5 protein-coding genes are annotated in these 3907 nt (G+C 75.5%); 3 read left to right on the top strand and 2 right to left on the bottom strand.

Going from position 1 to position 3907, the window contains the following annotated elements; translation table 11 throughout:
- Nucleotides 1–101 precede the first annotated feature (101 nt).
- The 3 genes from JWR81_RS20650 to JWR81_RS20640 are packed head-to-tail and all read left to right on the top strand — an operon-like array spanning nucleotide 102 to nucleotide 2564.
- Nucleotides 102–1292: an FAD-dependent monooxygenase gene (locus tag JWR81_RS20650; protein ID WP_297655356.1), complete on the top strand. Its 1191-nt coding sequence runs from the start codon at nucleotides 102–104 to the stop codon at nucleotides 1290–1292.
- A 43-nt stretch (nucleotides 1293–1335) separates the two neighbouring features.
- Complete coding sequence (locus JWR81_RS20645) at nucleotides 1336–2097, top strand: SDR family NAD(P)-dependent oxidoreductase (RefSeq protein WP_297655353.1); 762 nt, start codon at nucleotides 1336–1338, stop codon at nucleotides 2095–2097.
- Nucleotides 2091–2564 (top strand): cupin domain-containing protein, encoded by a 474-nt coding sequence (locus JWR81_RS20640; protein ID WP_297655350.1) that lies wholly within the window; start codon nucleotides 2091–2093, stop codon nucleotides 2562–2564. The genes JWR81_RS20645 and JWR81_RS20640 overlap by 7 nt, the downstream gene beginning before the upstream one ends.
- Here the strand turns inward: JWR81_RS20640 and JWR81_RS20635 are convergent.
- Both JWR81_RS20635 and JWR81_RS20630 read right to left on the bottom strand, forming a co-directional pair.
- Complete coding sequence (locus JWR81_RS20635) at nucleotides 2548–2934, bottom strand: hypothetical protein (protein ID WP_297655347.1); 387 nt, start codon at nucleotides 2932–2934, stop codon at nucleotides 2548–2550. The genes JWR81_RS20640 and JWR81_RS20635 overlap by 17 nt on opposite strands.
- A 62-nt stretch (nucleotides 2935–2996) precedes the next feature.
- Entirely contained in the window at nucleotides 2997–3770 is a 774-nt protein-coding gene (locus JWR81_RS20630; RefSeq protein WP_297655344.1) for a VOC family protein, read from the bottom strand.
- Between the last annotated feature and the right edge of the window lie 137 nt (nucleotides 3771–3907).

Here is a 3907-nt window from a genome sequence, read left to right as displayed (position 1 = left end):
GTGCCCCGGGCCGTCCGTCATCGGGGTGACCACGCAGGGCCCTTCCGCAGTCCGGAACAGGCGGAGCGCGGCGCGGCTGCTGCCGTGGCAGCATCGTTGTCGTGACGCTCAGGGTGGCCGTCGTGGGTGGAGGGATCGGTGGCCTGACGCTCGCCATCGCCCTGAGCAGGGCCGGCGGGGTTCAGGTCGAGGTCCACGAGCGCGCGGTCGAGCTGGGGGAGGTCGGGGCGGCCGTCGCGTTGGCCGCCAACGCCGTCCGGTTGCTCGACGACCTCGGGCTGGGCCCGGCGCTGCGCGCGGCGTCCGTGGAGCCCACGGAGCTGATCTACCGCGGATGGCGGGAGGGCCGCCGGATCGCGGGCTTCCCCGTCGGGGACGGCGGCTGGTACGAGCAGCGGTTCGGCGCGCCCTTCCTCGGCATCCACCGCGCCGACCTGCAGCGCATCCTCGCCGACGCCTTCGACCCGGCACTGCTCCGGCTCGGGCGCACCGTCACCGGCATCGACGACGGCCAGGGTGCCGTCCGGCTGCGGTTCGCCGACGGCAGCGCCACCGAGGCCGACGTCGTCGTCGGCGCCGACGGGGTGTGGTCCGCCGTCCGCCGGTGGGTCGACCCCGACGCGGCGCCCGTCTACACCGGCACGAGCGGGTTGCGCGGCCTCGTCCCCGTCTCCGCGCTGCCGTCGCTGCCCGATCCGCTCGCCATCCAGTTCTGGGTGGGGCCCGACGCGCACCTGCTGCACTACGCGATCGAGGGCGGCCGCACGGTCAACTTCCTCGCGGTGCTGGAGGGGCCCGCCGCCTGGACGGCCCCGACCGGCACCGCGCTCGCCGCGCCGGGCGAGCTGGCCGACGCGTTCGCCGGATGGCATCCGGCCGTGCGCGAGATGGTGGCCGCAGTGCCCCAGAGCGACCGGTGGGGGCTCTTCGCGCTGCCGCCGCTCGCGCGGTGGAGCCGCGGGCGCGTCACGCTGCTCGGCGACGCCGCCCACGCGATGCTGCCGCACCACGGCCAGGGCGCGAATCAGACGATCGAGGACGCCGTCACGCTCGCGGCCTGCCTGACCAGTGCCCCGCTCGACGAGGCGCTCCCGCGCTACGAGCGGCTCCGCCGGACGCGCACCCGGCAGGTGCAGCGCAGCTCCTGGGACACCTCGCCGCTGCTGCACCTGCCCGACGGACCCGCCGCCGACGCGCGCGACCACGACCTCACCGGGCTGGCGGAGCTCCTCGGCTGGATCCACGGACACGACGCCCTCGCCGCCGTGCAGCCGGCGTCCGGGGCGCGCTGAGCCGCAGCGCGACGCGGCACCGGTGTCAGGGAGACTCGGCGGCGTGGACCCCGGCCTCCCCGACCTCACCGGCACCGTCGCGCTCGTGACCGGTGCGGGTGGCGGTATCGGGGCGGGAATCGCCGGGCGGTTCGCCGCCGCCGGCGCGGCAGTCGTCGTGCACCACCTGACCAGCGCGGAACGGGCCGAGGCCGTGGTCGCCGGCATCGTCGCGGACGGGGGACGGGCCGTCGCCGCTCGCGCGGACGTCACCGACCCCGACCAGTGCGCCGCGCTGGCGGGCGTGGCCGTGAAGTGGTTCGGGCGGCTCGACACGGTGGTCGCGGCCGCCGGCGTGCAGCCGGTCGCCGCCCTCGCCGGGATGGGCGTCGAGGAGTGGCGCGCGGTGGTGGACACGAACCTGACCGGAACGTTCGCGACGGTGCAGGCCGCGGCGGAGGTGATGGCCGGCGGGTCGATCACGCTCGTCGCGTCGATCGAGGGCCGCAGGTCGGCCCGGGGCCACGCGCACTACGCGGCGTCCAAGGCCGGGGTGCTCATGCTCGCGCGCAGCGCCGCGCTGGAGTACGGACCCGCGGGCATCCGCGTCAACAGTGTCTCGCCCGGCCTGGTCCACCGTGACGGCCTGGACGAGGCGTGGCCCGACGGCGTCGACGCGTGGCGGCGGAGCGCACCGCTGGGGAGGCTGGGGGAGCCGTCCGACGTCGGTGACGCCTGCGTGTTCCTGGCGTCGCCGATGGCGCGCTGGATCACCGGCCACGACCTCGTCGTGGACGGGGGAATGGCGGTGGCCCCCTCGTGGTGAGCCCGCGCGAGGAGGGGGAGCGGGTCGCCGCGCTCCTCGGTCTCGAACCGCTCCCGGACGAGGGCGGGCTGTTCCGCCGCACCCACCTCGACGCGCACTCGTCGGCCATCTACTACCTGCTGCTCGCCCCCGACTTCTCCGCCATGCACGCGCTCACGGCCGCCGAGACCTACCACTGGTACGCGGGCGCGCCGCTGCGCCTGCTCCTGCTGCACACCGACGGACGCGCGCAGGCGCCGGTACTCGGCCCCGACCTCGCCGCCGGCCAGCGCCCTCAGGTCGTGGTGCCGGCCGGAGCCTGGCAGGGATCGAGCCCGGACGGCCCGTGGACGCTGGTGGGCACCACCACCGCGCCGCCGTTCGACTGGACGGGGTTCCGGCTGGGCGACCGCGCCCACCTGAGCGCCCGCCACCCCGACGTGGCCGCGCGGATCGCGGAGCTGACGCGGGTCAGCGGGTGCGGTTGAACATCCACACGAGCTTCGACAGCTGGCGGACGACCACCTCGGTGAGCACGATCTCGACGGTGTGCGGCTCGCCGGACCCGAGGGAGCGGCCGTCGATCGTCAGCGACGAGAACGGGCCCAGCGCCGGGCTGTAGGACCGGCCGACCTGCATCGCCGCGCGATCGACGAGCAGCAGCGCGTCAAGGTCGGCGGCGAGCACGATCCCGCCGCGGGACGGGTCGTGCACCCACAGGCCGTCGGCCATCGCCGCGTGGTGCTCGGCGCAGACCTCCGCGTCCGAGGCTCCCACCGCGAGCGTCACGGGTTGCACGGGGGCGCGCTCGCAGTGCAGCACCGCGCAGGGCTCGGCCGGGCGGTCGGATCCGTCCATCGTCTGAGGGTAGGTCGGTCCGCCGCCCGTGGGCGACCCTGCGGTGAACAACCCTCGATGCGCTACGCCTCGGCCGGCAGCTGGACGACGGCGAAGGTGGCACCGAAGGGATCGGTGAGCACGCCCACGCGGCCGAACGGCGTGTCCTCCAGCGGCATGACGACGCTGCCACCGCCCTGCTGCGCCGCGGCGACCGCGGCATCGGCGTCGGCCACCGCGAAGTAGGTGAGCCAGTGGGCGGGCGCCCCGGAGGGGCCGCCCATCATGCCGCCCATCCCGCCGACCGGGTCGCCGCCAGCGTGGACGGTGCCATAGTCGTCCGGGGCGCCGGGGACCGGCTGGTAGGTGTAGCCGAACACCGCCGAGTAGAACTCCTTGCCGGCGTCCACATCGGTGAGACGGGCATCGGTCCATGTGACCGAGCCCGGCTCGTTGGCGACGCCGAAGCCGTTCATCCCGAGGGCCTGCCAGACGCCGAAGGCACCGCCGTCGGGGTCCAGCGCCACGGACATGCGCCCGCTGCCGGGGATCTCCATCGGCGGGAACAGCAGGGTGCCGCCGTTCTCGGTGATCAGCTTGGCGGTGGCGTCGGCGTCCTCGCTGGCCAGGTAGACCGTCCAGACGGTGGGCGTGCCCTCCTGCATGATCGGCCCGATCGCGGCCGCGGCACGGCCGTCGACCTGGGCGATGTTGTAGTGGCCGAACTCCTCTCCGGAGTCGACGAACGTCCACCCGAGTACGGCGCCGTAGAACGCGGTGGCGGCCGGGAGATCGGGCACGGCGATGTCGACCCAGCATGGCGTGCCGGCGGGCCAGGGTGTGTCGCGGTGGGACATGGGGCCTCCTCGGGGCAGGGCCAGAGCCTCCCACCGACCCCCGACGGAATCGAGGCCCGATCGGTCGCCATCGGGCACCCGGACGGGCGGCCTCCCGCTTGGCCGACCAGGCGAGCCGCCCGGCCCGCGACCCGGCG

The organism is Pseudonocardia sp. (genome assembly GCF_025965585.1).
Classification (GTDB): Bacteria; Actinomycetota; Actinomycetes; order Mycobacteriales; family Pseudonocardiaceae; genus Pseudonocardia.
This window is presented reverse-complemented; position numbering and strand designations above follow the sequence as displayed.

What these genes read in the sequence shown, in the direction of transcription:
- JWR81_RS20635 (WP_297655347.1), bottom strand. Translation starts at nt 2,934, where the DNA reads ATGGACGGATCCGACCGCCCGGCCGAGCCCTGCGCGGTGCTGCACTGC.
- JWR81_RS20630 (WP_297655344.1), bottom strand. Translation starts at nt 3,770, where the DNA reads ATGTCCCACCGCGACACACCCTGGCCCGCCGGCACGCCATGCTGGGTC.